Annotated in this window: 3 protein-coding genes; 1 reads left to right on the forward strand and 2 read right to left on the reverse strand. The window is 55.7% G+C overall.

Annotated elements, in window-relative coordinates; all coding sequences use genetic code 11:
- Positions 1–841: 841 nt before the first annotated feature.
- On the forward strand, positions 842–2,116 hold the full coding sequence (locus ACXJ5O_RS19430; protein WP_457301328.1) for an OmpP1/FadL family transporter: 1,275 nt from the start codon (positions 842–844) through the stop codon (positions 2,114–2,116).
- Positions 2,117–2,135: 19 nt separating this feature from the next.
- Here the strand turns inward: ACXJ5O_RS19430 and ACXJ5O_RS19435 are convergent, their stop codons facing one another.
- Positions 2,136–2,543 carry a helix-turn-helix domain-containing protein gene (locus tag ACXJ5O_RS19435; RefSeq protein ID WP_457301329.1) on the reverse strand — a complete coding sequence of 136 codons (408 nt, stop codon included), beginning with the start codon at positions 2,541–2,543 and terminating at the stop codon, positions 2,136–2,138.
- Positions 2,544–3,042: 499 nt separating this feature from the next.
- On the reverse strand, positions 3,043–4,662 hold a 1,620-nt coding region (gene atzF / locus ACXJ5O_RS19440), incomplete at its 5' end, for an allophanate hydrolase (protein WP_457301330.1).

Below are 4,662 nucleotides of genomic sequence, written 5' to 3' on the forward strand. Positions count from 1 at the left end.
GTCCTATGTCGCCGTCAAACAGACGCTCCCAGCTCTTCTCGATGGGGAGTTCCTTTCGGCAAACGTCGCCGAACTCGTTCTTCCCCTCGATGTGATCGTCCATTCCATCGCTATCGCCTCCGTGAGTGATGCGACGATGGTGAAACGTACGACGTTAATAATTGGTGGCTGAGTCACCCCAGAGAAATTACCGGTCTCACAAGAAGTATCCGGATCGGATGCGCGAACGCGACTATTGCGAACGAGGTTGAAATGACCGGATACCCAAGAGCCGAGCCTTACCTGGAAGCATGAGAAGCGGCGGCTAAAGCAGATCGAGGAACAGGGAGCTGCAGAAGCCTCAGAACGCGAGGCTTTCCAGGCACACAAAGAACGGCGCGAACGTCTGTGGAGCGTGCCAGAGTCGGCCAAGGACGCCTACATCGAAATGGCGGACTCGATTGGCACAGACAGCGCCGAGAAGATCCTGGCATTCATTGAAGCAATGAAGGACGCAAGCTAGGTCGTGATTCGTAATCCGAACGGATTATCACCGTATTTTTGCCGACCTGTTGTCTTATTTCGGACATTTTCCAACCACGTTGCATTTGCGCAACAATGGGCCCTTTTGGTTCGAAATATCGCCTTTTCGAGCACATTCGACCATCTTCTTGGTCAAAATCGTTCTTGCAAGCATCCAAAACACTCGCAAATCTCGATTCTAGGCGTTTCGATCTAGTGGTTCGCCCGATCGAGAGCCTCTTGAAACGAGTTGCGCGCTATCACGGCTTCGTTACCTATACGTAATTGTAACGAATTGACCCGAGTTTGAGCGCAAGTGCAGGGGTTTTGGGAGGGCTTAATGAATAGAACAATATCTACGGTGGTCGGCGGCGCTTTGTTTCTAACAAGCGTTGTCACCGGAGCCCAGGCTGGCGGCCTTGAGCGCAGTGGATACAGTTGGGATCTTCTATTTACTAAGGGAACAGTTGCGACCGATGCAGGCGTCACTCACGTCATGCCGGAGCGGAGAATCAAGAATGCGCGCGATACCGATCCGAGCAATGGGCCGGGCTTCGGAAGCACGAGCGTAGACGAGACCCCTTCATACAATATACCTCGCTGGAGCGGCAAGGTCGGCATCACGCCAGAGTTCGATTGTTTGGCGAGCTATCAAGAGCCGTGGGGCGTTCACACCGATCCAGGCTATGCCTGGCAGGGTAACGCCAGCAACATCGAAACCGAGATTACCAGCCACGATTATGGTTTGACCTGTTCCTACAAATGGCAGGTAGGCCCCGGCTTCCTTCGAGGCATAGCTGGCGTCTCGTATCAGGAGATCGAGGGCTTTAAGACCAGGATGGTCAACAGCAACATTCCACTAAGTGGACTGTTTCCCGGTTATGATGGCACCGGAACGCTCGACATTAAAGGCGATGGTTGGGGCTGGCGCGCTGGTGTTGCCTATGAGATTCCTGAATACGAAATGCGCTTCAGCCTTATCTACAATGCAGAGGTTGACCTCGGCGAAGTCAACGGCACCGTCGACTTGACCGAGATCCCGAGAGCGCTTGCGTCTGCCAGAAATCCCTTTTTAGGAGCAGTCACAGACGTATATGGCACAGCAACCCTACCACAGCAGCTTGAGTTCAAATGGCAGACAGGCATCGCTCCAGACTGGCTCGCCTTTGGCACGGTCAAGTGGACCGACTGGAGTGTCCTCGGTGTTATCCCCTTCTGCCCCGTGGTTACAAAGTCGTTGGGCTCATGCAGCCCTAGCTCTCCATTCCGTCTCACATCTCTCGATCTGATGTTCCAGGACGGTTGGTATGTTATGGCTGGCATTGGACATCAGTTTACTCCAAAATGGAGTGGCGCTGCTCAAATCAGTTGGGATCGGGGAACATCAACTGGCTTGACCACGCAGACCGACACCTACCTGCTTTCAGCCGGCGTTCAATACCAGCCGAACAAATCTTGGCAACTCCAGGCCGGCGCTGCGGTGGGCATGTTGTCCTCGGGCAGCTACGGTCCAACAGCTTGCGAGGGCAATCAGCCTTGCGGCGTCGACGCTGCCTATGACTTTGGCGATGACTTCGTGTCGGCTCTGTCCGTCTCCGCGAAGCTGAAATTCTAATCGAACTCAGAAGCCAAGGTCACGCCTTAAACGAGACCTTGGCTTCATAGAGGATCTTCCGGACGCTCGGGCGCGAACAGTGATGCTTGAATGTCAGTTCCGCCGTCGTCAGCCCCGTCTTCGCATCGGCAATGACAGCCTCTCGGTCAATGATCCCGGACACATCGATATCACGCCGTAGCAGCGATTTCTTGACCGCAGCGTAGTTTCGGTTCCCAAACGCAATGCCGATATCAGTCAGGCTCCAATCGCGCAGCCGCACCCACGCCTCGGCGATCGCATCGTCTCGGGCATCAACAATGTATGGCTTGCGTGACCTATCGATCAGATCCGCACTCGACAGTCTGTTGCTCTCCGCAACGACGCGGATGATATCCTCTACTGAGGGAGCGATGAGATCATCGAGCGCTTTATAGGTGTTATCCATGTAATGTTTCCACGATTCAGACAGTTACCCAATATCTATCCGATCCTGGCTTGTATATTCATTTTCTAATTCGCAGCTTGTTCAAAGTCGGAAGTGATGGATAAACGTTCCTTTGAAAATGCCGATAACGGCGTGCTGGTCGATTCTTAATTGTACCCAAAAGGTCACAAGCACGACCTGCTGTAATGGGCTCAAGAGGATAGGCCTGGACGATAAATGTCATCCAGCGTAGCGCATAGCGTGGAATTTGCGAAAGACGGTATTTTACCTCTAACGTATCTTTCCAATCGCAGCTACACTCGTCACTGCCGCGAACCGCCTTTGCCACCTGGTCTCGACGACTCGGGAGCCGTGTTTCTATCCGGAGCTCTTGGGGTATCCTGCGCTCCACTTCTGGCAGGCAGCCACATGGCTTCGGCCCGGGCTCTAATCCCCTCGAGGAGCAACCGCGCTATATTCTTAGCAAGCGACATATTGTGGCCTTTCATCAGCAAAAGCTTCATTTTAGTGAACGCAGATACGTGCGCCAACCGCCGATATGAGTAATATCTTCAGCTCCACTGGTCGCATGTGCCTCACAGAGAAAGCCGGACACAGCTGAGCCGTCATCGAGCGTAACCTTGCCGATGCTAAGAGGGCCCGGGATGTTTTGTACGAATTGGCCGAATGCATCCGGAGGCATCAACCAGACCTCGACCTCGAGTCCTGGGCCCTTGAAACCGGGTTCTCGGATGAGGCCAGGCTTAGGCGGCACTGTCGCGGGAAGTGYGAACAGCCGGTAGTCTTGCGCCGTCCGGCAGGTTTTCAGCAGGCGTCCACCCGGTGCGGTGAGTTGGTGATTGAGTGGCATTCCAGAGAGATGCGCCCCAACCACGACGATGGGAACAGAACCATCATTAGGGGGGACGAAAGCGCTTTGATCGGGGATATGCCTGTCGCGATCGACTCCCATTCCGGATGCGGCCGCACTGTGCAGCGCGTCGGCTAGAGGCACCAATGCATCGTCGGCAAAGGCGGGCGCAATAAGCGTCACGCCAGCTGGAAGATGACTTTCGCTGTCAAAGCCCGCCGGCACTGCAATGGCGGCGCAATCCAGAAGATTGACGAAATTGGTGTAGCGCCCGAGGCGACCGTTGAGGACGATCGGGTCGGCTTGCATTTCGGTGACCGTATAGGTTGTCGGTGCGGTTGGTAGAAGCAGAGTATCTGCCTTTTGCCATTCAGCGTCGGTTTTCCGGCGTAGTTCCTCAAGCTTGTAACGGCCATTAAAGGCGTCGACGRCAGTCTTGCCTTTGGCGCCCTCGATGATGGTTCGTACGACCGGGTCGAAATCCGCTGCGTTCGTCGCAAGGAAGCCTTCCACCGCCGCAAGGYGTTCAGCCACCCATGGCCCTTCGTAGAGCAGGGCTGCAGCTTCGCGGAAGGGTCCGTAATCGAAGGGCACTATGGTTGCACCCAGCGCCTTCACTGATTCAATAGCCTGATCATAAAGCCGCTCGACTCCGACGTCGCCAAAGAATTCCCGCTCCGCACCTTCAAGGACACCGATCCGAATCCCGGTGCCCGGTAATGAAATCGAGCGCGCATGACGCGAAAATGCGTCGGCGACATCAAATCCCTCCGCCACCTTCCGAACGGCGACACCGTCGCGAACCGTAGCCGCGAATATCGTCACGCAATCGACGCTTCTGCACGCTGGAACGACGCCCGTGTTCGGCAACAGACCTGGGGTGGGCTTAATACCGACAAGATTGTTGAAGGCGGCGGGAACGCGTCCCGATCCCGCCGTATCTGTGCCGAGGGCGAAACTCGCAAGACCGGATGCGACTGCGACCGCCGATCCACTGCTCGATCCGCCCGAAATGTAGTCTGGATTGAAAACGGAGCGCGGGGCGCCATGTGGCGAGCGCGTTCCATTGAGACCCGTCGCGAACTGGTCCAGATTTGTCTTCCCGATCACGATGGCGCCGGCGGCCTTGAGACGCGCGACGACAGTCGAATCCGTGCCCGGATGATAGGCATAGGCAGGACATCCAGCCGTGGTCGGCAAGCCAGCAACGTCGATATTGTCCTTTACGGCAAAGGGAACACCCCAAAGCGGCAGGCTGTTGGGCTCCGG

Source organism: Phyllobacterium sp. P5_D12, assembly GCF_054049495.1.

What these genes read in the sequence shown, in the direction of transcription:
- ACXJ5O_RS19435 (WP_457301329.1), bottom strand. Translation starts at nt 2,543, where the DNA reads ATGGATAACACCTATAAAGCGCTCGATGATCTCATCGCTCCCTCAGTA.
- ACXJ5O_RS19430 (WP_457301328.1), top strand. Translation starts at nt 842, where the DNA reads ATGAATAGAACAATATCTACGGTGGTCGGCGGCGCTTTGTTTCTAACA.